The 24,619-nt window shown below is 57.0% G+C and carries 13 protein-coding genes and 1 pseudogene; 5 read left to right on the top strand and 9 right to left on the bottom strand.

Annotation, left to right across the window (positions count from 1 at the left end; all coding sequences use genetic code 11):
• Positions 1 to 2: 2 nt before the first annotated feature.
• The 6 genes and pseudogenes from CIT39_RS08000 to CIT39_RS07975 all read right to left on the bottom strand — a co-directional run bounded on the left by CIT39_RS08000 (position 3) and on the right by CIT39_RS07975 (position 14,776).
• Positions 3 to 8,087: a non-ribosomal peptide synthetase/type I polyketide synthase gene (locus CIT39_RS08000; RefSeq protein ID WP_244607540.1), complete on the bottom strand. Its 8,085-nt coding sequence runs from the start codon at positions 8,085 to 8,087 to the stop codon at positions 3 to 5.
• Positions 8,084 to 10,027: an amino acid adenylation domain-containing protein gene (locus CIT39_RS07995; RefSeq protein WP_094972820.1), complete on the bottom strand. Its 1,944-nt coding sequence runs from the start codon at positions 10,025 to 10,027 to the stop codon at positions 8,084 to 8,086. The genes CIT39_RS08000 and CIT39_RS07995 overlap by 4 nt, the downstream gene beginning before the upstream one ends.
• A 360-nt stretch (positions 10,028 to 10,387) precedes the next feature.
• Positions 10,388 to 10,537, bottom strand: a pseudogene (locus CIT39_RS33180) (DapH/DapD/GlmU-related protein); the annotation flags it as partial.
• 391 nt (positions 10,538 to 10,928) lie between these two features.
• Positions 10,929 to 12,248, bottom strand: coding sequence for a glycosyltransferase family 4 protein (locus CIT39_RS07985; protein ID WP_094972818.1), 1,320 nt, complete (start codon positions 12,246 to 12,248; stop codon positions 10,929 to 10,931).
• Complete coding sequence (locus CIT39_RS07980; RefSeq protein WP_094972817.1) at positions 12,232 to 13,545, bottom strand: nucleotide sugar dehydrogenase; 1,314 nt, start codon at positions 13,543 to 13,545, stop codon at positions 12,232 to 12,234. The genes CIT39_RS07985 and CIT39_RS07980 overlap by 17 nt, the downstream gene beginning before the upstream one ends.
• 196 nt (positions 13,546 to 13,741) lie before the next feature.
• Positions 13,742 to 14,776 (bottom strand): glycosyltransferase family 4 protein, encoded by a 1,035-nt coding sequence (locus CIT39_RS07975; protein WP_162308406.1) that lies wholly within the window; start codon positions 14,774 to 14,776, stop codon positions 13,742 to 13,744.
• A gap of 338 nt (positions 14,777 to 15,114) precedes the next feature.
• Here CIT39_RS07975 and CIT39_RS07970 point away from each other — a divergent pair, with 338 nt between their 5' ends.
• The 4 genes from CIT39_RS07970 to CIT39_RS07955 all read left to right on the top strand — a co-directional run bounded on the left by CIT39_RS07970 (position 15,115) and on the right by CIT39_RS07955 (position 18,703).
• Entirely contained in the window at positions 15,115 to 16,038 is a 924-nt protein-coding gene (locus CIT39_RS07970; protein ID WP_162308405.1) for a cupin-like domain-containing protein, read from the top strand.
• A gap of 139 nt (positions 16,039 to 16,177) precedes the next feature.
• Positions 16,178 to 17,017, top strand: a complete 840-nt coding sequence (locus tag CIT39_RS07965) for a polysaccharide deacetylase family protein (protein ID WP_094972814.1) — start codon at positions 16,178 to 16,180, stop codon at positions 17,015 to 17,017.
• A complete protein-coding gene (locus tag CIT39_RS07960; RefSeq protein ID WP_162308404.1) occupies positions 16,983 to 17,846 on the top strand; it encodes a 4'-phosphopantetheinyl transferase family protein in 864 nt (287 codons plus the stop codon). Before CIT39_RS07965 ends, CIT39_RS07960 begins: the two co-directional genes overlap by 35 nt.
• Before the next feature lie 68 nt (positions 17,847 to 17,914).
• Positions 17,915 to 18,703 carry a heparin lyase I family protein gene (locus CIT39_RS07955; RefSeq protein WP_094972812.1) on the top strand — a complete coding sequence of 263 codons (789 nt, stop codon included), beginning with the start codon at positions 17,915 to 17,917 and terminating at the stop codon, positions 18,701 to 18,703.
• Positions 18,704 to 18,877: 174 nt separating this feature from the next.
• On the opposite strand, the gene CIT39_RS07950 is transcribed toward CIT39_RS07955, so the two are convergent.
• From CIT39_RS07950 to CIT39_RS07940, 3 genes are all read right to left on the bottom strand, one after another.
• Positions 18,878 to 20,071, bottom strand: a complete 1,194-nt coding sequence (locus CIT39_RS07950) for a polysaccharide biosynthesis/export family protein (protein ID WP_027568231.1) — start codon at positions 20,069 to 20,071, stop codon at positions 18,878 to 18,880.
• A 330-nt stretch (positions 20,072 to 20,401) separates the two neighbouring features.
• Entirely contained in the window at positions 20,402 to 21,397 is a 996-nt protein-coding gene (locus CIT39_RS07945; protein ID WP_162308403.1) for a glycosyltransferase family 2 protein, read from the bottom strand.
• A gap of 141 nt (positions 21,398 to 21,538) precedes the next feature.
• Positions 21,539 to 22,342, bottom strand: a complete 804-nt coding sequence (locus CIT39_RS07940; protein ID WP_162308402.1) for a heparin lyase I family protein — start codon at positions 22,340 to 22,342, stop codon at positions 21,539 to 21,541.
• 447 nt (positions 22,343 to 22,789) lie between these two features.
• Here CIT39_RS07940 and CIT39_RS07935 point away from each other — a divergent pair, with 447 nt between their 5' ends.
• Positions 22,790 to 24,250 carry an undecaprenyl-phosphate glucose phosphotransferase gene (locus tag CIT39_RS07935; protein WP_244607539.1) on the top strand — a complete coding sequence of 487 codons (1,461 nt, stop codon included), beginning with the start codon at positions 22,790 to 22,792 and terminating at the stop codon, positions 24,248 to 24,250.
• Positions 24,251 to 24,619 lie beyond the last annotated feature (369 nt).

The raw sequence follows: 24,619 nt of genomic DNA, 5'->3' as shown, positions 1-24,619 counted from the left end.
TCTCAGTCGTGAGCCTTCCTGCCGCGAGATACCTCTCGCTTAACACGGTACAGATTTCGTTCGACCGGTATGATAATTTGCGATTGCGCCACGGGCTGACCTTGTACGAGCTCGGCCAGCACGGCACTGATCGTGCGTTTCTGGAGCACCAGCTTTGGGGTAATCTGCAACCCAGCCTTGGCCGCACGCGACGTAATCTGGAATACGTGGAGTGAATCGGCACCGAGCTCGAACAGATTATCTGTGATACCGACTCTTTCCAGCTTCAGTATCTCGCAAACAATTCCGGCCAAGCTCTGCTCTTGTGCCGTCTTTGGCGCGACATATTCGCCGGATTTGATCGCGCCGCCGAGGTCCGGTATGGGCAACCGCTTCTGATCGACCTTGCCATTTATCGTGAGCGGCACGGCATCGATCACGACACAGGCGTGCGGAATCATGTGAGCCGGCAACTTATCCTGGAGGTATTGTCGCAGGTCAGCGGGAGCGACGGAATTGCCCTGCTTTGCGACGTAGTAGGCAATGAGCTTGGCGCTCCCATCGTCCTTGCGAACAACGACCGTGGCCTGCTGCACCGCAGGATGTTCGACCAGGGCAACCTCAATCTCGCCCGGCTCGATGCGGAAGCCACGAATCTTGAGTTGCGCATCGGCCCTACCGAGATACTCGATATCGCCCGTCGAAAGAATCCTCGCGAGATCTCCCGATTTGTACATCGTCGCATCGACAGCCGTCGCGAAAGGATCCACGACGAACCGCTCGTCGCTCAATTCAGGACGGTCCAAATAGCCACCGGCGACGCCGGCCCCACCTACATAGATCTCTCCGGTCACGCCGGGCGGTACCGGCCGCCGCCTTGCGTCCAGCACGTAAAGGCGCAGGTCCGGGATCGGCGTGCCGACCAAGCTACGCGCCTCCAACGCAATATCCTCTGCACTCAAGGGGCGATAGGTGACGTGGACGGTTGTTTCGGTGATGCCGTACATGTTGACGAGCCGCGGAGTGCGATCTCCGTGGCGCGCGACCCAGGGTCTCAAGCTCGCAAAATTGAGCGCCTCACCACCGAAGATCACGTGCTTGAGAGACAGCGGCTTGATATGTCCGGCCTCCTCGACCTGGATGAGTTGATAGAATGCTGCCGGCGTCTGATTGAGAACCGTCACTCGCTCGTCAGCCAGGAGATTGTAGAAATCCTGCGGTGAGCGCGTAACGAGATACGGCACGACGACCAGGCGCCCGCCGGTCAGCAGACATCCCCAAATCTCCCAGACCGAAAAATCAAACGACGACGAATGGAACAATGTCCACACATCGCTCTCATCGAAGTTAAACCAAGGCCTTGTCGATTCGATCAGCCTCGCCACGTTGTGATGGCTGACCACAACCCCTTTTGGCCTTCCGGTGGACCCGGAAGTGAAGATCACATAGGCAGGAGCATCGGGTGTAGAGAGAGGCGGCAGGTTCTCGGTGCTTTCCCCGCGAATGCCCGGCGCATCCCTATCAACGCAAATGACCCTTGCCGGGCTGTCCGGCATTCGGCTTGTAAGCGTTTCTTGAGTGAGCAAGACAGCAGGCTTGGCATCTTCGACCAGCATCGTCAGCCGCTCGAGTGGATAAGACGAATCTAGCGGTACGTAGGCCGCCCCCGCCTTCAGAATAGCCAACATCGCAACGATCATATCGAGCGAGCGCTCGAAGCTCGTCGCCACCATTGCTGACGGCCGCAGCCCGGATCGTTGCAGATATCGCGCCAGCTGATTTGCGCGTGCATTGAGCTCGCTATACGTGAGCCGGCTCTGGCCACTCTGAAGCGCGATCCGATCCGGCGACCGAGCCGCGCGCTCCTCGAACATCTCCACGATCGATCGGGTGGACGGCGCTTCTATCGAATTCGGATTCAGTCTCTGTATGACCAAAGCAGCTTGTTCTTTGGTCATCAGCGCGAGGTCCCCGACCGTCGTCTGCGAGTCTTGAACTGCGTCGAGCAAGAGCGTTTCGAAGTACCGCATCCACAGCGACATCGTGTCTTTGTCGAACAGATCCGTGTTGTAATCGCAATCGATGACCAAGCCTCGCTCGGACTCAATCACGTTGAAGAAGAGATCAAGGATGACCGACGCCTTGGGGTTCGGTTCAACAGCCGTCTCGAGTTCTGCGAAACGGGCACCTGCTCCGAGGCGTTCGAGATTGAATTGAACCTCCATGAGTGGCATCCGCGCGGGATCGCGAGGTACCCCGAGCTTTCGCACAAGTGTTCCATATGTATAAGCTTGATGGTCATACGCATCGAGCAATACTCGCTTGGTACTTCCAAGAGTAGTTGCGAACGAGGCATTCGGATCAATTTGGGTTCGGAGAGGGAGAAAATTGACGCAGTGCCCGACGAGGCTGCTGTCGTCCTCGACAAGGCTCTGCCCGGCTGCCGGAACGCCAACTACGATATCGGTTTGGTTGCTGAGCCGGTGAAGAAGCACATAAAAACCAGATAATAGCGTCGCAAAAAGCGTGCAGCCGTTCTTCGCACCCAGTTGCTTTATCTTCTGATGCGCCTCAGCACCGATAAAGGACCGCACCGTTGCGCCTGCATGCGTCTTCGTCCCCCCACGCGGGCGATCAGTCGGCAATGCCAGCGGTTCGGGCAAGTTGCTGAACTGATCTAGCCAATAGGCTTCGACATCAGCGTTCTTGCCGGTCCGCTGTAGTTCGTGCTGAGCGTGCGCATAGCGACTGAAGCTGGCCGGCGCTGTTAGATCCGGCACCCTTGCTTCAACTTTGGCGGAATAAATCGCCGCCAATTCATCGACGAGTATATTCGTCGACCACCCATCGCAAACGAGATGATGCGATGACACCATCAGTTGAGAGTCTTCGGGCTCGAAACGCACGACCTGCGCACGAATGAGCGGGCCGTTGACGAGATCAAACGGAATTCGAGCATCCGCAGCCAGAATTCGCTCGTACTCGACCTTGCGCGCAGACGTCTCGAGAGACGACAGATCAAGAACCGGGATGTCCAGCCGAAGCGCCGGCCGAACAAGCATGCATAGCCCCTCGGCATCGATAGTGAAACGAAGAGCTTCATGTCGTTGGATGAGTTCGTTCAGCGCTTCGCGCAGCAGATCGATCCTCAACTTGCCCCTCAGGCCAACACTGAATGACTCATTGAACGCACAGGACGCCTCGCTACCCAATGTTGTAGCCAGGAATATCTCACGTTGCGCCTCGGTCAGTTTAATCGGATCGTTTGGATCCGGATTGGCAGCCTTTACCTGAGGAGGGTCGGATAGAGAGGCACTTGCGGGCCCGGAGAAGAAGCCGCCCTGCTGCATCGCGATGGCACTATCCCTGAACGCGCGAACGATCGTTTCGAGATCCGCATCACTGTGCGATGTCGTGAGGAAGCAAGGGAAGCCCTCGCGGATATGAATCCCCTTATCACGCAGATAGTAATAGTAGAGGCTCGCAAGGCGTTCCGAGGCGGGGAAGCTGAAATAGAAGAAGCTACCGAACGTCTCGATTTGGGTCGGTACATTCTCAGACTGCAGCACCGAGTTAATTCGTTGCACCAGGTCCGCAGTTCGCTTGTTCAGCCGTTCCTGCAGTGCAGGCCCCTGCTCTCTGAGATGTACCAGCACTGCGTGCATTGCCGCGACAACAAGCGGGTGACGCACAAAGGTGCCGGCAAAGAATGTGACGCCGACCTCAGGATAGGAATCATCTCCGAACTGCCACGCACCGCCATCAAGAGCATCCATGAAACCACTCGTCCCGGCGAGGATACCTACCGGCATACCGCCCGCCAAGACCTTCCCGTAAGTCGCGAGATCCGCTCGAATTCCAAACAGTGCCTGGCAGCCGCCGGGATGGACCCTGAAACCCGTGACGACCTCATCGAAGATCAGCGCTGTGGCAGACGCCGCCGTAATCTTGCGAACTTCCTTGAGGAAGCCAACCGGTTGCAGCGCAGGATGGCGGCTCTGAACGGGCTCGACTAGAACCGCAGCAAGATCGTCCGCATTCTTGCGGATCCACTCGAGCGATTCAGCCGTTCCATAATCCAACACCACCATGTTCGATACACTCTCCCGCGGAATGCCGGGTGCGATCGGAGCGACGGACGGTTCGCCAGTCCTGCTCTTGACGCCCTTCACCAGGACCTCATCGAACAGACCGTGATAGTCGCCGCCGAACATGACAACCTTGCTCCGGCCGGTGACAGTCCGCGCAACGCGGAGCGCCGCAAGGACCGCCTCGGAACCGGTATTGCAGAACGCCATGCGTTCGTTACCTGTCATGTCGCAGAACATCTTCGCGACCTCGCCCGCAAGCGCGCTTTGGGGACCTGTTTCGAACCCGGCGTGGAGCTGCGTTTCGATCGCGCGTTCCACAAAATCCGGGCGGTGGCCCAGCATGATTGGCCCGAAGCCATTCACAAGGTCGATGTACTCGTTACCGTCGATATCCCAGATGCGCGATCCCTTCGAGCGGTCGGTGACGATCGGATAGACCATCTCCTTCCACAGGTCGCGAAATCCCGAAACGACGCGGGGGTCGGCAAGAACATTGCGGTATTGCTGAGTGAGGTTCTTGGACTTCGACGTGCGTTGATTTACACGGTCAATCAGCCGCTTGAGGTGCGTCTCCTGCTGCTCGGTCAACTCTTGCGACGAGCCGACTTGCGGTGGCTTGTATGGGCCGTGCGGCTTTATGGTAGCTGCCGGGACGGCATGAGGGGAGGCGACTGAAGCCTGAACGGGCTGGCGGATCGGCAGAGGAATGACTGCAGGATTCGCGGCCACGAATACCGGAGCTTTGGCTTGCATTGTCTCAAGCTGTTTGGCGAACAGTAAGTTCATCGCCTGCAACTGATCCCGCATGAGATTCGCGAGCGCGTCTCCGTCGGCGGAAGCTGGTCCGACCTGTACGCCTGGCGAAAGTTGGACGGTACGAGCGACCGTTGCAGAGTTCTCATCACGGATAGTGACGCGCGACTGTTCGTTCTCCGCTGTTCCGTTGATAGGTTCCGCGAACATATTGGGCGGAAGTTTCTCGCCCAGATATTCCGTCAGTCTCGCCAGGCTTGAAACTTCATTGAGCAATTGCCGGAAAGTGATCTTGATCCCGAACTTCTCCTGAAGGGCCTGCGCGACCTGCGTCAGAAACAGCGAATCGAACCCCATTTCGAGGAACGTCGCGGAACTCTCCGTCGCCGCAACTTCCACACCGGACAAGTCATGCAGAAGTTCGGCCAGCGCGTCGTGGATCTTGTCGATCCGAGTTGCTGAAGAGATCAAAGCCGGCTGGGAATTGGTAATCGGCGCCATGTTTGCCGCTTCCATCGGTTGCTCAGTCGTTGAGTTTAATGTGAGTGAATGGGGCATGTTGCCATGCGGGGGCGTCGTGACCGCCCCCGTCTCCGCCGGTGTTTCCAGCCAGTATCGCTTGCGTTCAAATGGGTAAGTCGGCAACGGGACGCGTAGACGGTGCTCGCCATTGTGCACGCTCGTCCAATTCGGACGGACGCCGCCAAGCCACACGGCCCCCAGAGCGGCCATAAGCGCATCCATATCACCCTGGCCGGAGAAGCCGTCAGACAGCGAAGGGACAATGATCTGGTCACTGGGAAAGCCGTGCTGCCTCGCTAGCGTGGTCGTCACATTGCCAGGCCCCACCTCCAACAAGATCGTGCGGCTGTTTCGTATGGTCTGGACGGCTGATGAAAAGCGAACAGGTTCGCGAGCATGACGGGCCCAATAATGTGGATCCGTTGCTTGATCGTCAGTGATCCAATCGCCAGAGACCCCCGAGACGTACGGAATCTTCGGTGCGCTAAGCTTGGTACATGCGAACGCCTCAGCCAACGGTGCGATGAGGGGATCCATCATGGCCGAGTGGAATGCGTGCGACGTTACCAATCGTCGGCGGAGGACCTTCCGATCTGCCAACTCGCGCTCAAATTCGGCGAGAGCATCAAGCGGTCCCGCCACCACACAAAGAGACGGAGAATTAACTGCCGCTAGTGACAACGGCTCTCGCAAGACTTCGCGGAGATCGCCTTCCGGAAGCCGAACCGAGAGCATGCCGCCAGCGGGCAACTGCTGCATCAACCGCCCGCGCAAAGCAACGAGTCTCAACGCGTCTTCGAGCGACAGAACGCCTGCGAGGCAGGCCGCGGTAAATTCTCCGATACTGTGGCCGACCATCGCCTTTGGCCGGACACCCCAACTGATCCAGAGCTGAGCCAGAGCGTACTCAATTGTAAATATGGCCGGCTGGGCAACGACCGTCTCGGTTACTATTCGCCGCGTGCTCTCGTTTGCTCCTGCCGGGGGATACAGCAACGTTCGAAGATCGTCTCCAAGATACGGACGCAAGACTTCCGCGCACCGATCTACCGCGTCACGAAATATTGGCTCGTCAGCATAAACTCCGGCCCCCATCCCGACATGCTGCGAGCCCTGCCCCGGAAACATAAAGCAGACCTCGGGAGCATCTATCGTCTTTGAGCGCGTCTGCAATTTATCGCGCGTGGACAGGCACCGAACAGCCTCGGCGAGATTGTCGGCGACCACCGTCCGGCGGAAATCGAACTCGCGCCTGCCCTCCTGCAAAGTCCAGGCCACATCCGAAGGGTTCAATTCGGGATGTGAACGTAGATGCTCCGCCAGATTATCAGTGGCCCGCTCGAGAGCCGCCGGCGAACGTGCAGACAGCACGAGCAAATGCTTGGATCTGGAAGAAGAAGCTCCAGGACGCTTCGGCGCTTCCTCAAGCACGACGTGGGCGTTAGTTCCTCCGACGCCAAATGCACTTACACCAGCACGACGAAGCCCTTGGTCGTTCTTCCATTCCGAGCGTACGGCCGCGACACGGAAGGGGCTATTCTGCAGGTCAAACTTGGAATTCGGGTTCTTGAAGTGCAACGTCGGAGGAAATACGCCGTGTTTCACGATATGCGATGCGTTGATCAATCCGGTAACACCGGCAGCGATATCCAGATGCCCCACGTTGGTTTTGGCAGTTCCTATCGTGCAGAATTGTTTACGGTCGGTGGCAGCACGAAATGCCTTAGTCAATCCGGCGAGCTCGATCGGGTCGCCTAGAGGCGTCCCTGTTCCATGAGCCTCGATGTAGCCAATCGTATCCGGATTGATCCCGGCAACCTGGTGCGCCATCGCCACGACGCTTGCCTGCCCCTCCACGCCGGGGGCCGTGTAGCCAACTTTAGCCGATCCGTCATTGTTGACAGCAAACCCGCGAATGACGGAATGAACTTGGTCGCCATCTCGAATTGCATCGTCGAGCCTCTTCAGCAGTACGACGCCGACGCCGCTGCCAAACACCGTGCCCTGCGCATCGGCATCGAACGCCCGGCAGTGTCCATCCGGCGAGACCATGCCTCCTTCCTGGTATGGGTACTCTCGCTGCTGGGGGAGCGTAATCGATACCCCGCCAGCCAGGACCATATCGCTCTGGTAAGTCAATAGCGATTGGCACGCCTGAGTGACCGCCAGCAATGACGTCGAACAGGCCGACAGCATCGTGAAGCTCGGCCCACGCAAGTTCAGCTTGTACGAAACCCGCGTGGACAGGAAGTCCAAGCTGTTCCCCATCATCTCGACATAGTTCGAGACCTGGTAACCGGACGTAAATTTTTCGATGAACCCTGGGGTCGCACAGAGGCGCGAGAGAAAATACGACGAGAGGGAGGATCCTCCATAGACGCCAATCAGACCGGGATACGTATCAGGCACATAACCTGCACTCTCGATCGCCTCCCAGCAGCATTCAAGAAACAGTCGCTGCTGCGGATCCATCAATTCCGCCTCGCGCGGATAGATGCCGAAGAAGTCCGCATCGAAGAGTTCGATATCGTCGATGATCGACCGCGCGTTTACATGTCGAGCATCGCTCGCGTGACCGGGCACCGCTTCCTTATCATCCGTGCGAAACTGAGAGATCGACTCGATTCCCTCGAGCTGATTGCGCCAGAACTCCGCAACGCTGCGCGCGCCCGGGAATCGTCCCGCCATGCCAATGATGGCTACACCTTCTCCGACCGTGTCCTCCGGATCGAGATTGCTCACGAAGCATCACTCCTGCCAAATTCACGTTTCCGGCCGAGCGCAGCACGCTGCTTCTGCGCTCTCTGTTGTGCCTCTACGAGCAGGTTTTCCGGCGATGAACTCTCTTTCAGGCGGCGCGCGAGCGTTCGTATCGTCGTGAACTCGAACAAGTCTGTAACAGGGATTTCAAGGCTCAATGCTCTCTGCATACGACCGTGAACATTCGCGAGCAGGAGAGAGTCCCCGCCGACATCAAAGAAGTTTTCGTCTGCACCAACGGACCGTGTACCGAGAACTTCGCACCAGATGTCCTTGATCTGCCTCTCCAGAGGCATCAATGTAGAATCGGTCTCGACATTGTCGGTCGTCCGAGGAGCGGGCAGTGCGGCCCGGTCGACCTTGCCGTTGATTGTCAGAGGAAACGCTTCGAGTTGCTCGTAGGCATACGGTACCATGTGCGCGGGAAGCCGCGTCTTGAGAAATTCGCGCAAGTCCTCTGCCGTCGTGGATGCGGATGGCTTCTTCCGGACGAAATAGGCAACCAGCTTTGGCTCTCCGGGACCATCTCTGCGCGCCATAACGATAGCCTGCGCGACAGAGCGGTGGTCCGCGAGAATTGCTTCGATCTCTCCCAATTCGATGCGGTAGCCGCGAATCTTTACCTGCAGGTCACCGCGACCAAGATATTCGAGATCGCCGGTCTCAGTAGCACGCGCCAGGTCCCCCGACTTGTACATTAGGACTGGCGAATCCAAGACGAAGGGATCCCGAACAAAACGTTCCGCGGTCAGTTCGGGCCGGTTCAAATAACCGCGCGCTACTCCAGCTCCGCCGACATATATTTCGCCGACCTCGCCGACAGGGACGGCGCGCAATTCGGAGTCGAGCAGATAAATGCGCAAGTCGGGGATAGGAACGCCGATCAGGCTTCTCGTCTCGTTGAGAGCATCATTCAACGTAACCGGCCGATAGGTCACGTGGACCGTCGTTTCCGTGATCCCGTACATGTTGATCAACTGTGGCGTCCGGTCGCCATGCCGTTCGAACCACGGGCGGAGATTCGCAAAATTGAGTGCTTCCCCGCCGAAAATGACGTAGCGCAGTTTCAGCGCTCCAGCGGCACTGGCCTCTTCGACTTGAACCAGCTGATAAAATGCTGCCGGCGTCTGACTGAGCACCGTAACCTGCTCGTCGACGAGCAGCTTGTGGAAATCGATCGGCGAACGAACCACCAAGTGCGGTACGCACACAAGTCGGCCGCCAGTCAGGAGACATCCCCAGATCTCCCAGACGGAAAAGTCAAAGGCCGAGGAGTGAAACAATGTCCAAACATCACTCGGACCGAAATCAAACCAGTGCGTTGTCGACCCAAAAAGGCGAAGCGCGTTTCGATGGGTCACCATTACGCCCTTCGGCCTGCCCGTCGATCCTGATGTATAGATCACATAGGCAAGGTTATCGGCCGAAGCGGCGTCATCCAGACGGCCGGAGTCCTCCGCGGCAATGATCCGACGGTCCCTGTCGAGGCATACGACGGATCCACTGTCTTGCCGCGCCACTTTCTGGGCGAGCGCATCCTGCGTGAGGAACACACTTGGGTCTGCATCCTCGAGGATCATCGAAATCCGCTCAACCGGGTAAGACGGATCGATAGGGAGATATGCGGCCCCCGCCTTGAGAACAGCGAGTATGGATACGATGAGATCCAGTGACGTCTCAAAGCAGACTGCGACCAGGCCATCAGACGGCAGGTCGTGCTTGCGTAGCGTCCTGGCCAGTTGGTTGGAACGCTGGTTGAGCTCGCGGTAGGTCAAGCAGTCGTCGCCGAGCTGGACTGCGATGCCATCGGGCGTGCGGGCAGACTGCTGCTCAAAAGCGCGGCTCAACGTTTCACAGGAGGATGGCAGCGAAAGCTGGGGATCCATTCCTCTGGCCAGCGAATTAGCCTCTGTCCACGCCATTTTACTATCGCCTCCGCCGACCGCCCCTGCAATTAGAAATCGGGCATGTTGGCGCGCTAAACTCTCAATTTAAACTGAGTACAGCATAGCCGCTTTGTGCTTCGGTCGGCAGCTTATTTGCCGATAACGCTAATTCCTGCGGCTTCATTGGTTAATCAAATAAACCGGCATCTCCTTGATTTCCGAACGGCGCCTGGTCGAGATGAGGGGCACTTCAGCCCAACCTCATTTGATTATCTCGGATTGATTCAAGACAAGACCATCCGAAGCTACGCCGCCATTCGTATCTCGCCCGATCACCCCCTCCGAGCTCTGCGCGCTTGTCGGAGCCCTGTTCATGACGTCGGGAAGTACATCGGACTTCAGAATCTTCGCAGGATTACCGGCGACAACACTGCGCGCAGGGACGTCCTTGGTGACCACACTGCCGGCACCGACGATCGCGCCATTCCCAATTTTGACGCCGCCAACAATGATGGCGTGCGGCCCGATCCACACGTCGTCTCCAATAATTGGATATTCGGTGTGACGACCGGCCGGTGTAATCCTGTCTTTGCGACCAATAACGACGCCATTGAACAGGGTTACGTTCGAGCCGATGATCGTCTCCCGGTTCACCACCGTTCCCCAACCGTGCACAATCACCAAACCGGGCCCGGCGCGAACGACCGAAGGCATATCGATCCCCGCTTTGGCCGTAGCGTAACGATGCAGCGCCCGCGCCAGGAGCCTCAACGATGAGGAATGCTCTGCACTCCATTGGCAAAGCCTTAGCGTCAAGACGGGTCGAAAAGTACGGCTGAACAACCCAAGCACCAACACCGAGCGGAGCGAGGGCGTCTTCCCCTTCACGCGATAGGCATCAGCCTTGATGTTGGTCCAGAGCGAGGACATTGCTGGCTCACTTCCTCGAAGCGAGCGGACTCAAGAGCCGCCTCATCAAGCTTCCCGGCAGGATATCCCCACGATCGGTTCTCGTAACCTGCCCTCTCGATTGCCCGTGAACGGCGACCTTACCCTCGAACAGGGCTCTGTACGCGCCAAGAAGCTTCGGTGCCTCGTGCGGCCAGGCAAGTTGATCGATGACGCGCCTCCTGCCGAACTCTCCGAGTTGCTTCCGACGGGACTCATCGCCGAGCAAATCGAGGATCTTGGCAGCAAAATCGACCGAGTCGTTTGGCTTCGCATACAGCGAAGCATCGAGCGCCGTAAACCGCCCTTCAGTCAGGTCGAACTGAACGATCGGTTTGGCAAGGGCCATGTATTCCATGATCTTGTTCATGGTCGACTTGTCGTTCATCGGATTCCACTCATCCGAATTCACGCATACGTCCGCCGTATTGAGTATCCTAAGCAATTCGTCGTCCGAGACTCTCCCGGCAAACGTAACGTAGTCAGCGACGCCAAGCTCGACCGCGAGCGCCCTGAGCCGTTCGAGTTCCGGCCCACCGCCTGCAATGCAGAATTGAATGTCGTGGCGACCAACATCGTAAACGATGTGCCGGGCGGCCTCCAAAAGGTAATTGATCCCCTCCTGGGCCCCAAGGACTCCAACGTAGCCGACGCAATAGGCTCGCCCCTTCCTGACGGAGGGATCCGGAGGAACAATCTTCAGCCGCTCCAAATTGGGGCCGGAACGCACGATGAAGACGTTATTGGGATCCATCTTGCCGCGCTCGACGGCGATAGTGCGGTAAGAATGATTGGTTGCTATCGAAATGTCGGCGACCGCGAAGGTGCAGCGCTCGAGTGCGACCACAATCCGGTAAAGAAAATTGCGCTTGCCGAATTTCGCCTCGAACAACTCCGGATTGATGTCATGATGGTCGAAGACGAATTTCTTTCCGAGAAACAGTTTGAAAAACCCACCGACCAGGAAGATCAGGTCTGGCGGGTTGCAGGCGTGAATGGCGTCAAAACCTCGCTCAAAGAGGACACGCCAGGCCAGAAAGAATTCCCAAAACAATGCAACAGCATATTCCACAAAGTAAAATGCAACGCTTCGCGCTTCTACGATGGGATGCCGGTAGATATGAACGCCATCGATGACTTCGCGACGAGCAGACGCACCGTGCCCCACGGGGCAGATCACACTGACTTCGTAACCTGCCTTGACCAGGGTCGTAGCCTCGTTCCAAACGCGCCGGTCGAACGGCACCGGAAGATTCTCGACGATGATCAGGATTCGTTTCGGCCTAAATGGATCACCAGCTAATACCATGGTAATTCCCTTTCAATTGAGAGTGATCCTTTATGCGGACCAGATCGACCAAAAACTGATCGGGTCGCACGCGATCACCTATTGTCCGAAATTCCGGATCTGCGTTGCCGACGACGATGATTTCGCCGTGTGAAAGCGCATCGTCCAGGGATTCGACGAGTAATGACGATACGTGCGGTATCATGCGGAGCAGATAATCCTTGTTCGCGCCCACAAGCTTCGAAAGGCTGATGTTGCGATCGAAAATGCGTACGTCGTATCCCTTTCCGATCAGGCGCTCGACGACTTCAAGTATGGGGCTCTCACGAAGGTCATCCGTGCCGGCCTTAAAGCTCATACCGAGAATAGTTACGGGCCGCTTCCCCAACTGCGCGATCAACTCAAAGCCTCGCGTCGTCTGCTTCTCATTGGAAGGAAGCACGGACCCCAGCAGCGGCAGATCCAGGTCCAGCGATCGGGCCTTGTGAACTAGCGCTCGAACGTCCTTCGGCAGGCACGAGCCTCCAAACGAAAAGCCCGGCTTCAGGTAATAGCTGGACAAGTTCAGCTTGGTGTCCCTGCAGAACACGTCCATGACTTCGTGACTATCGATGGAAAGGCTCTTGCAGAAGACACCGATCTCGTTCGCGAACGCAACTTTCACCGCGTGCCAAACGTTGTCGGAGTACTTGATCATCTCCGCAACTTCGATCGATGTTCGGATCAGAGGCGCGTTGATCGCAGCATACAATGCCTCAAGCTCGCTTGCAGTTCGATCATCCTCGACGCCGATGACAGTCTTGGGCGGAGCAAAGAAATCTTCAAGCGCAGTTCCTTCCCGAAGAAACTCGGGGTTCGAACCAACGCCGAAATCGACGCCCGCCTTTTTCCCGCTGGCTTTCTCGAGCTCCGGAATCACGACACTTCGTATCGTACCCGGCAGCACAGTAGAGCGGATGATCACCGAGTGATGGGATTGCTTTTCGGCAAGGGCGGCACCGATCTCGGCGCAAACAAACTTCAGTGACGAAGTGTCGAGATCACCGTTTCGCTTGCTCGGAGTTCCGACACAGATCAACGATAAATCGGTCGCCAGAACAGCATCCCGCGGGTCGCGTGTCGCTCGAAGCTGACCGTTCGCAACTGCCTTGGAAATCGCATCGCCAAGGCCCTTCTCGATGACGGGCGACTTGCCCTCATTGATCAAGGCAATTTTCGCCTCTGCGGGATCTACCCCGACGACGGTATTGCCGAATGACGTAAGACAGCCGGACGTGACAGCTCCGACATACCCTAAACCGAAAACGCTGACTCGCATGTTCTTTCAAATCACTGGAAAATAATGACGCCGACCAAGCAATTATCTCATCCAAAGTACGACAGACCACCAAATTAATGCAACATGTTTAATTCATGAACCTTTTTAAATAATGCAGTGACATAATCGCCGACTGGCGCAGTGCTTTTTAGGGGCCCGGCGGGGGCTTTAAAAAGCAAAGAGAAGGGAACCTGACCTATCCGGATCGGTTCGATGCGCTCTGCCAAATATCGGACAATCTGGAGACATACGCCCCGATTTCATATTTTGCAGCGTGGTCGATTTTCGCCGCAGCTCCCAGTGAATTGCGGAACTGTCTGTCGACAATCAGCCTGCGAAGCGCAGATGTCAGAGCATCTACATTTCCCACGGGAACAAGCAGTCCGTTCGAGCTATCGCGAATGACATCGGCGACCGCCCCGACCGGCGTGGCGACGACAGCGAGACCGTAGGCAAAGGCCTCGAGAATCGACATCGGCAGATTCTCCGCAAACGACGGCAGAACGAAAATGTCGGAACTTCGCAACACGTCGCAGGTCTCCTCGGCATCCAGCCAGCCAGGAACGTTCACGCGACCTGCTATGCCAAGCTGTTCCGCGCGCAACTTGGTCTCCTCGACATCGCCGTTCCCGGCGATCGTGGCTGTCCAATCCAGCCCCTCATCCAGACGCCCCAGCGCCTCGATAAGTTGAGGAGTGCCCTTGCGCTTTCCGAGCTCGCCAAGGAACGAGATCCTAACGTCGCCTTGGTGAGGGGCCGGCTCGTTCATGAACGCAGCTGGCGCCGTGGCATTTGGAAGAATGACGATCCGGTTCGCGACTTGCGGCACATGGGCGCGGACCAGCTCCGACCAGACCGTCCCGAGAACGATCACAGCCGAACTCTCCAGGAAAAGACGGTCAACAAATTTCCGAACGCGGGGCCCAGCCGCCGGCCAAAATTCCTGAAAGCGCGATCCGTGGAGGTGGACAACGTATGGAACGCCAAGGCTCCGCGCAAACCGCGCCAAAATCGCCTTTCGGATGGCGCTCTTGTCCGCGGCGACGTTGATATGCAGGAGGTCGACCTCACCTCGCCGTCTCGCGATCCAGAGCTGAGCCAGGGCCCGGGCGAAAACGAACGGCGCGACAACCGGGCGACCTGGGCCCCGTGTAACCAACCTGGATATCTCAATGCGCCCGGAATACCCGTCGTCGACCTTCGCGACAATCAAATCGGTCAGTCGATCCATGCCCCCTCTTTGACGCTCCCCGAAAGGAGTTGCCATCAGCACCTTGAGTGGCCGAGCCGACGACATTTAAAATACCTCGTTACGCTGAATAGACTTGGGACCATTAGCCCTGAAATGACACCGTATAAATCCGGCAATGGAGAAAACAAATAACTTTGGGGGGGACGGTTAACCGGGCCCGCCGCCCGCAAACTGGCTATATATTTCGCCCCGGGTCTTAAACAAGAACGTTAAGCTCAATAGGAAAATGCTTCAATCCCTGATATCCTGGGGATATTATTTGACGTATTTAGACTGCCATATTTTTTTGAATGCGCAAAAGACGCGGAGTGGCGCTCATGGTATTAGATCCCCCGCCCCTTATCGATGTGGACTGGACCAAGTTTGACCCGTGGACGGTAACGCCGGTCAAGCATCGCCTGTCGGACGATCATCGGTTCCGTATCGAAGAGTTGGTCAAACTCGCAAAGCGTCTTGAAAGCAAGGGCGGAATTCGAGCCCACACCAATGCAGCTGAGGCCGGAACGTCATTCTCCAGTGCTCCCGATTTGCATCCGGTGAAGGATAGTTTAGTCGCCACGATGGAGCATATTGCTGCGGCAAAGGCCTGGATGTCCTTGCTCAACGTTCAAACAGACCCCATCTATCGGGAACTCGTTGACGAGGTGCTGGATAGCGTCCGCCCTAATGTCGAACTCAAGGACCCCGGCATGGGGTATCGCGGCGGCTGGATCTTTGTGAGCTCGCCAAAAACGGTCACGCCGTTTCATATCGACAAGGAACATAATTTTATCTTGCAGATCCAGGGACAGAAGACGGTTTATGTCTGGGATCCCGACGAGCTAAGAGTGGTCAGCAATAAAGCCCGCGACCGCTTTCATTCCCGACATGATCGCGGATTGATTACCTGGCGGGAAGAGTTTCGCGAGTTAGCTCATTGCTTCAAGTTGAACCCTGGAGAGGGAGCTTACATGCCCTCCACCAGTCCCCACCTAGTCGAGGTCGGTGAGGAGCCCTCCGTTACGGTCAGCTTCACGTACTACACTGACAGCACCCGGCGCGACAGCCTGATCCATAAAATTCGAGGCCGCTTGGCGGAGTTCGGCATCAACGTGCCATCTTCACGAAGCTCTGGCGTCTTCGATGAGGCCATATATTTGGGGGCGCGCGCCGCTCGCGCGGCGACGCGCGCGGTCTACCGCGCCAGAGGACAAAGGGTCGGCGAGGAGCAAGCGATGTATGCTCGCGCCGGGAGCACGTAGGTTGCCAAGACTGTTCCAAATTCTGTTTTGAGATCTTGTTATTTGAAGCGTCCGAGGACATGCATTACGTGCGAAGTAGAATTTCGTTTCCCACCCGGTCTTTGCAGAGGTTGTTGTTGACAGTTCGAGACTGCCAGAGATGAATTTGTTTGACGATGCACGTCACGAACTCGATATCTGGGCGGACTCCAACCTGAAAGCAAAATTCTGGGTCCGCGATGATGACGCCTTCGAGCCATCACCCTACCTGGAGCGCCTGCGCGATGTTGCCGTCCGGTTTGATACCAAGATAGGGCTGGCAGTCATCCCGGGAATGGTGACACCGGGGCTACGGGAATTTCTCGCCCAGAACGATCGTCACTTCTATCCGATGCCCCATGGCTGGAAGCACATCAACTACAACCGGGGAAAGAAACCCGCAGAGTTTGGACCCGATCGGCCGATATCAAGCATGATTGCCGATGCAGAGTTCGCACTACAGCTGTTCAAGGAGTGTTTCAGCTCTTCGCAGCCGATTTTTGTCCCGCCCTTCAATCGCATCACACCCGCGCTCGTGAGAGCCCTGCCGGGGGTGGGGTACGCTGGGGTGTCGCTCATGCCGAATCAACTCGAGTGGAGGCTTCTGCGACTAGGCTCTCGCATGCTGTGGCGTGGAGTCGTCAGGATGACTGAGTTCAAGCGTGGTCCCAGGATCGATGTTCATCTGGACGTCATCGATTGGAAGGCAAGAACGGCTCAAAAGCGGAGAATTATCTCCGACCTTCTCGTTCAGCAATTGCGAGGCAGGAGGCTCGGCTTCCTGGCTCCTGACGCCCCCATTGGCTTGCTGACGCATCATTTGGCGCACAACGAGGACATCTGGCAGGCCATTGACGACATGTTGGGTTTTCTTAGATCCCATGAAGCGGTGGAGTTCATCGACCTCGGCGGGTGGATCGACGACCATGTCACAAATCAACTTCGTATCGCCCATAAGTAGGGTTGGTGCGCTGGAACCCCGCACCTTGTTGCAAGCTGCACTTGGCGAAATTCACGTGTGGCGCCTGGAGTTCTCGTCCCTCGGATCGGCGCGAGCCGGCTGGCAAGTCATGAGCGACGAGGAGCGCGCGCGCGCCGAACGATTTCGCTTTTTGCCGGACCGCGAGCGATTTTGTCAGAGCAGGTTTTTGCTTCGAGTAGTACTGGGCGAATACCTCGGACTGGATCCAAGCAAAGTGCCCATGATTGTGGACGAACACGGCAAGCCGTCAGTGGACGAAATGGCCTCGCCGCGCGGCCTGCAGTTCAACCTAACCCATAGCCGCTCCATGGCTTTGCTTGCGCTCGCAATCGGTCAAAGCATCGGAATCGATGTCGAAGACATCGGCGCCGTCGAAAACACCGACGTAACCACATTAGCTGAAGGTATCTGCACCAAACACGAAAGGGAGGCTATCGCGAAGCTCGAGCAGGAGGGACGGACACGCGCCTTCCTTCGATGCTGGACGCGAAAGGAGGCTCTCCTGAAAGCGGTTGGAGTGGGGCTGCTTGGACGGCTGGATGGGTTCGAAGTGCCACTGGACTGCTCCAAGAGATGGGACATTCAATGGCGACCCGATAGTTGGTCAAAAGAGTCGACCTATCAAATGGCTGATCTGTCTTTCGGCAATCATCTCGCAGCGGTAGCTGCTCCGGTTATCTCGAATTCTATTCAGATATTCGATCTTCACGGACAAGAAACTGACCCAGGCTCGATAGCCGAACGACCGACGACAATCTCGCGCCAACGGGACGATGAATCGAACTCCGGAGAAGCTCCCTCGCCTTGATCCACTGTCAAGAGGAAGGTCTATTCCGAAACCAATATTCAGATTTTGAAAGAGAGCCTTGAGTGAGCATGCCAAGCCCATTTAACGCCATCCTGGCGACGACATCATTTCTCGCGATCCTATTGACCGCGAGCCATCCGTCCCGGGCAGAAGATGCTCTGAGTTCGAATTGGGCAGCCATCGCGAACGCAAAGACGCCGATTACAATTAGGGGCATCCCTTACGTCGTGGAGTCCTCCGGCAATGACTGGAGCATCCGGAGGGCTCAGGCCGGCGCGATCGACATCACGCGCTTCGAAGTACGTGCAGGAGATTCATGGGACGAAGACCGCGCCTCCGGCGAAAACAAGGAGCGTTCCGAGCTGGACGGCTACAAGCGTCGCTACAACCAGGGATCTGACGTTTGGGGATCTTATTCTTTTCTCATCGAGCCGGGGGCCGAATATCAATCCGACTGGACGGCTATCAGCCAAATGCACGGCTCAAAGATCAGGCCGTTCCACATACATTTCAAAGCGGGCCGATTGATCGTCTTTAGCGAATATTCGGGGTCCCGCGCAGGTGCGCAAACAAGCGTCCGCTACAACGGGACGCTCAGCCGCAATGAATGGCACCACCTCGTATTCCATCTGCGCGAAGGTGACACCAATGGTCAGCTTGATATCTGGCTGGATGGAGCAAAGATCGTCGATTTCGCGGGGACGATAGGCGCCATCGGCAATCAAGCTTATTGGAAGTTTGGCATTTATCGCGGCTACGGCCCCATTGCGGCACCGCTCGCTATTCAATTTGCCAACATGGAAGTGGGCACATCGGACCTTACGGCACGAGTTACAGCCCCTCTGCCCACCAAATGAACCTAGTGAACGATCTGGACTGTTCCGCGCCAAAGGGGGCTTCGCCAGCGGTCAGCCGGCGCCTAGCAGGCTCAACTCATAGGCCGCTGGAGCGGCCCCCTATGCCGCCCTCCCCCGATGTCACGCCACCCCAAACATGCGTCGGTAGATCGTGTACCGACGACGGAGCGCCGCTTAGTTTCCAACACTGATCGGTTGCGTCACGATCGTAGCGCCGGAACCAGTGCTCAGGGCCTTTGCCGAGTTCGCAAGCGTAACCGGATCTTGAATCGTTGCCACGATCGTTCGGACAAAGTTCAAGAACTTGGTCGATTCGACCGCCGCAGCGTTGGAAACATAAATCACGTCCTTGTTGCGCATTTCGAATCTCGACGTGAGGAAGTAACCGCCGGGATCGCGCAGATCGGCCTGATAGATGATCGGGATAACAGGTCCCTCGAACCGGGAAATATCAACCCCAAGCTGCGTCGCGACCTCTCGGCTTTCGCCGCGATAGAGGAAAACGGAAGCGGGGTCGGCCGTAAGATCACTCAGGCCGGTCGCCTTCGCAATTGCCTCAGACAGGGAAACTCGCCAAGCATCGAAGGGAAACTGCCCTTGGCGGCCAGACGCACCAAAAGCGAGGAATGTTTGCGGTTCGCGGAAAACATAGACCATGTCTCGCGGTCGAACGAAGACGTTGTTTGCAGGCTCATCGATGAGAGCTCCGAACGGAGCCGCGGCCTTTTTACCATTTCGCTCGAGAACAACCCAAGATTCGTTGCCCGGCCCCGAAAGACCTCCCGAGCGTCCGATTGCCTCCAAAAGACGTTCCCCACCCGGATTCGCCGCAAAGCGGCCAGCGGTGCGGACATCTCCAAGCACAGTAAATGCTGATGAGCGCTGCTCAAGCAGGGTTACGACCGCATTCGGTTCCAGCGACCGCTTCTTCAGAGCGGCTGCAATCTCCTGCTCGATCTCCGAAGTCGTTTTCCCCCGGGCAGGGATCTGGCCCGCCGACGGGACGGAAATGTTACCACCCGGACCCACCGCCTGCGGGGGAACGGTGAAGAAATTTCCCGGACGGACCCCCAAATCGTTCTGCACGAAGAGGCCGGCGCCCGTTTCGTACACGGTTACGCCAACGATATCCCCGATCTCGACGACGACCCTCTGTGGCCCGCGTCCGTCCGCAATCCGACCAGCGATCCGAGGAGCGTGCGCTGCGAGGACGTTGAGCGTCTGCGGTCCAAGCCGGACGAGCGCATACGGAAATTCACTCTGGCCAGACGTCACGTCCCAGCTCTGGGGACCTGCAACTGGCATGATCGCGCACCCACTCAGTGCTGCGGAAATCAGTACCGTTAGAAATGCCAATCGCAATTGCATGCGCCCCCCCGTCTCAACTCCCCTCTAACACGTTAGAGCTTCAGGGCAGGGTGACCTGAGGCGTCCAATTTAATATTCTCAATTAAGTGTTCCCCAAAAAGCACAGAAAATAACCGGGTCGGCACACACGATTGCACCCAGGGCCGCCCAATCTGTCGATTGGAGCTCGGTCCCCGAACTTTCTAGCTGATTCGAGTAAACGGACCGCTATTTTTGATGGACGCGGGGCGCTCGATGCGGCATCCGAATCGGAACACGCCCCAACCAACCAGGGAAAAGCTCAGCTTGAACGCCGGGAGGATCCGTTGCATCGCAGCATTTCGCTCTCACTTAGGCCGCCGGCTGGACCACCCTACTTCTTATTGGCGTCGCCGGCGGACAGCGTTTCTTGAGAATACCAGCAGCAAAGCCCGCGGCAGAAAGATGCCACGTCAGTACGCTGAAGAGTGCCAGATTCAGTGATTTCGTTCGAACCGTCATCACAACTATCGGCATCGCAAGCGCGGTCAACAGCACCGGGGCTGGCTGGGTCAGCAGTCCCACCAGGACCGCGCACGCCCAATAGGCCCACACGCCGATTGAGATTGGGACAATTCGCACCTCGCGGAACACCCGTCCGACGTATTGGCTGGCCAGTGCTGCCCGAAAGAGTTCACCGGAGCTCAAAAAGCGGCCGCTGAAAATGCGATGCCAAAGTAGCTGCCACGTACCCATCGCATAACTAAAATGATCCACAGCCTTGTCTTCCAGCAGCACAAGACGCCCCCCCTCCGACCGAAGGCGAACTCCGAGATCGTACTCTTCGAACGCATGAAGATTGCGGTCAGAGAAGTATCCCACCCGCAAAATCGCCGCACGCCGATAGAGACCGCCTCCATTCAGACAATCAACATCAAGCAGGTCTTTCCTGCGCGCGCGCTGGAACCGCTTGATCCGGCCCTGGAGTTCAAGGTTATCCGTACGCATCTCGTGAATATATCCGCCCACTCCCGCGACCTCTTTCTGCTCATCGAGGATGGCGATGGCTCTTTTGATGAAGCCCGCATTAAGCTCCATGTCGCCATCGAGGATGTAGACGTATTCGCCCTTGCTATGTTGAAAGCCCAATTGGGGACCGACGCCGCATCGCCTTTCCGAAGCATCCTCCAATACGACGACTGACGTAGGGAACCGCGTCGCTATCGCTACAGTGCGATCGGTCGACGCACTGTCGGACACAATGACTTCACCTTCGTAACCGGCAATTGCTGCGAGCGCGCTCTCGATCGCCTTTTCGACATTGGCCTCTTCGTTGAGCGTCTTGATAATAATGCTGATCTTAATCATTTTCGACCTGTAATGCCCCAATAAATCGGGGCCAGAATGACATTCTAACGAGACCTCGGTGCCGAATCCATCGAGGTGTGCCGACACCTGGAGACATGCTGAACGCCCTGACTTTCGCCGGCACACGTTCGCCGAGCACATCTAGTCGCGGCCATCTGTTTGCCCGTCATTGCTATCGAATGCTTGACGCTCGACTGCAGAAAAGGTGGCGCCCCGAACCGTCGGACCAATCCAAAGAACATCTGTCCGCCCTTCGACCTTCCCACCGCGGTAAAGTCCCTGCTTCACATATATCGGCCGCCCGGACGGAACCTTGGACATTCCCTCCAGTACCAGCCTGAACGGCTTCTCACCTTCGTTACGCCGCCAAATCGCGTACGTGCCCGTGCGCCAATCGATCCTGAATATGAAATCCGTCCATCGACCAAGCGCCAAGCGGCCGCCATCGGAAAACTCGGCTTGATTAAACAGATATCGCTGAGGTCCGCCCACTTCCCGTTGAGCTGCAACGAGCCCACCCCACCCGTAAAATTGAAGAACAAAGGACCAGCTATTGCACGCATTCTTGTCAGCCGAGCAATGGGCCGGAGCAAATGCCGACCAAGGGAGTTGCTGCCCCCGCCAGTTGCTCGGAAAATAGTAGCTGGTGGCGTAATACTGAACTGCGCTCCAGATCCCTTCTGTGATCTCTCTCCCGCCGATGTCTTGCATCGAGAACATTTCGGCCCGTTCGCTGTTGGCGTTCAGAGCAAGCGGGTCGTCGTTCGCCTGCACTTCGACCCGGACTGCAGCCTTGCCGTGCCAGGTCCGAAACCCGTCGACCCGAATTCGGCAATCGTCCACCGCCTGCCGACCGAACCAGCCCCCCGTCGGGATATCTTCCCAGTTCGTGGCAAAAGTGACGCCTTCTACCACCTGCCTGTGTGGCGGAAACCGATAGCTCACCCGCCGCTGACCAGCAGATACGGCGGGACACTGTCTGGATGAATCCGGGGTCGGCGAGGATGCCCCATCTCCTGCTTCCACCGGTCGTTCAGGGAACGACTGCGCCAGGCCAGCAGGCGAGGCAGCAACAAAAAATACGAACAGAGCCCTCTTCAACACAATCGGTCACCTTGCAGGACAATTCTGAAACCCGATCCCGGGCTGATCGAAATTTGCGGGACGTGTCCGAGAATGCATAATCCCGTCGCCCCCGCGTTGAGTTCGGTTGGTCGCTGACTTCGGGCTGGCCGCCGGGAGGGATTTATCTCCGCCCCCAGCACCAAGATATAAATTTAATATTTGCGCGGCTGGCAATATCGAGATACAAGCCTGATAATTCAGTTTTTATTTTAATGAGATTTTAAATCAGTTGTAGATGCCATGAGTTAATTAATCTCGGGTGTTACTTTGTCAGATAGCACGGAATTTCGTAACGAAGTCAATGCGATCGGGCCGGCACGCGCAGCAACTCCCTTTCGCATTTCCGAGAGCGTCGTCCCCTATCTGCTGTCGACGATAGACCTCTCGATTATTTTCCTGTCGAGCGTAGTGGCCGGGGGTTCTTACGACTGGCTACTTAGCCATGAACTCCCCAATTTGCTTCCCTACTGCGCGATCGGGATCCTCTCAGGCCTTCTTTACATTCTTCGAATGGGCGGAAAGGGCCATTACAATTTCACGGAGGCGATAAGACCGCGGCTCGAAATCAGCCGGATCGCATCCTGTTGGTTTATCACGGCATTGTTGTTGGCCCTTCTCGCATTCCTGCTCAAGATAGGCCCCAGCTATTCTCGCGGCGCATTGGTAGCCTTTTCGATGCTCGCGCCGCTCCTCTTATTCGCCGGGCGGAGCCTCGCGAAAACATTTCTCGCCGCAGCCGTATCGAACAAGGTCATCGGATGGCGTCCTATCGTGGTGATAGGCGTGCCGGGCGAATTCGCCGCATTGAGAGAACAGAGCTTGCTAACGGAGTTTAGCACAGGAGACGTGAAGACCTTCATGCTTCGCGATGGGGATGCGACTAACGCTTCCTCGGTAGACGCAACAATCCTGAATTCGGCAGCCGCCTTTGCAAGACGACACGATTGTCGAGAAATTCTACTCGCTTTGCCGTGGGCCGACACGAAACGCCTCGATTTCGTACGCAATCATATAAGCGCCACTCCAACAGCCGCTTGGCTCCTGCCTGACGCCAACGTTCGCGCGCTCACGCGCGGTGCTGCGCCGGAATGCCTCCGTGCCTTGGCAATTAACGTTCAAAGTGCCCCGCTAAGCGAAGCTCAATGTTTGATGAAGCGTTCCGTCGATATCGCCCTGGCGGTCGTGGCTCTGTTGTTCTTTTCACCAATCATCGCGATTACAGCAATCGCAATCAAACTTGACACTCCCGGGCCCATCATTTTTCGGCAGGATCGCAAAGGGTTCAACGGCAGGCGCTTTACGATATTCAAGTTCCGATCGATGACGAGCCAGGAAAACGGCCCGACCGTGTCGCAAGCGACGCGGGGCGATCCACGGGTGACAGAGATTGGACGAATACTGCGAGCGACAAGCGTCGATGAACTGCCGCAACTGTTCAATGTCTTAAGGGGTGAGATGTCGCTGGTGGGGCCTCGCCCGCATGCCTTGGCTCACGACGATCAGTTCGAACAGATGCTGAGCAACTATGCCGTTCGTCAGCACGTCAAGCCGGGCATCACCGGCTGGGCTCAATGTAACGGCGCAAGGGGCGCCACACCATCACTTGACCATATTGCCGAAAGGGTTCGCCTGGATCTCTGGTACATCAACAACTGGAGCATGAAGCTCGATGTCAAGATTCTGGTCCGAACGCTTTTCGAGGTGATGAAACAACGCAACGCGTATTAGCGCGAAGCAGCGTAGCTGAAGACTCTCTCCGCATCCGCGTCACCGCGGAATTCGTACTCCGATCGAGTGAGCTTCTGCGGGAGGAGCCCTTCCGGACAATCGGACCTATGTGACAACAATTCTCGCCCGTTACTGCAGCAATTGAACGACTGGTCAGCCTCCAACCACTCTCAGCGCAGCTCTGCGCTTCCGCAATGACGCGGGTGGAGCAGCACAAAATTCTATTCCAGCGCTTCGGTCGTCGCGCCAGATGACCTTGCAGGCATGGCTTGTCCGAAACCTCTCAAAGCTCAGTTTCGAATGCATTGGGCAGGCAGTCAGCACCGAACTCCAGTTCAATACAAAGGCCACGGTCGGTGCGGCCGTGGA

The organism is Bradyrhizobium symbiodeficiens (assembly GCF_002266465.3).
Classification (GTDB): Bacteria; Pseudomonadota; Alphaproteobacteria; order Rhizobiales; family Xanthobacteraceae; genus Bradyrhizobium; species Bradyrhizobium symbiodeficiens.
The sequence above is the reverse complement of the archived record's forward strand: the minus strand, read 5'-3'. Positions and strand labels throughout refer to the sequence as shown.